Origin of the sequence: Pseudoalteromonas luteoviolacea NCIMB 1944 (genome assembly GCF_001625565.1) — a bacterium.
In the GTDB taxonomy this organism is placed as follows: domain Bacteria; phylum Pseudomonadota; class Gammaproteobacteria; order Enterobacterales; family Alteromonadaceae; genus Pseudoalteromonas; species Pseudoalteromonas luteoviolacea_F.
Map to the genome: position 1 here is coordinate 1 of NZ_AUXS01000084.1, position 645 is coordinate 645.

At 44.2% G+C, this 645-nt stretch carries 1 protein-coding gene; it reads left to right on the forward strand.

From position 1 onward, the window contains the following. Positions 1-645: RHS repeat domain-containing protein (locus N483_RS24755; protein WP_155735432.1), on the forward strand; the 645-nt coding region annotated here is incomplete at both ends.

The window sequence follows — 645 nt, forward strand, 5'->3', positions numbered from 1 at the left end:
TCAACGCGATGTGGTGTACTCTGCGCGTAATAAGGCGACGCACATTACGGTCAATGGTGAGTTGGTTCAATTTAGTTACGATACCAATAACCGACGCTATAAACGTGTTGAGCGCAACAAAACCATCTACTACGTGGGTGCCCTTGAAATAGTCAAAGAAAGCGGCACAGAGGCACTGTCTGCGCAAACTTATATTCGCCGTAATATAGGCAATGATGCAGTAAAAACTTACCATGAACATGGTCAAGAGAGCATGCAATGGTTGTTTACAGATCATCAAGGCTCAGTTGTTGCAGTGGTTAACAATAGTGGTAAGCTCTTAAAGCGTTTTAGCTATGACGTATTTGGCAAGCAATCAGAAGTTGTGATGCCAAACAATGACATAGACAAACTAAACTGGGCCCTTGAAACAGGACTATTCTGGACCGTAGCAAGTAACCAAAGAGCGTACACAGGCCACGAACCGGTTAAGTTTGGTGATGATTCGCGCATCATTCATATGAATGGTCGAGTTTACGATGCAGACACTGGCCGGTTTATGCAAACCGACCCGTTTGTGCAAGCGCCGAGTAATTTGCAGAACTATAACCGATATAGTTATGTGCTGAATAATCCGTTGTCGTTTACGGATCCGAGTGGGTATTT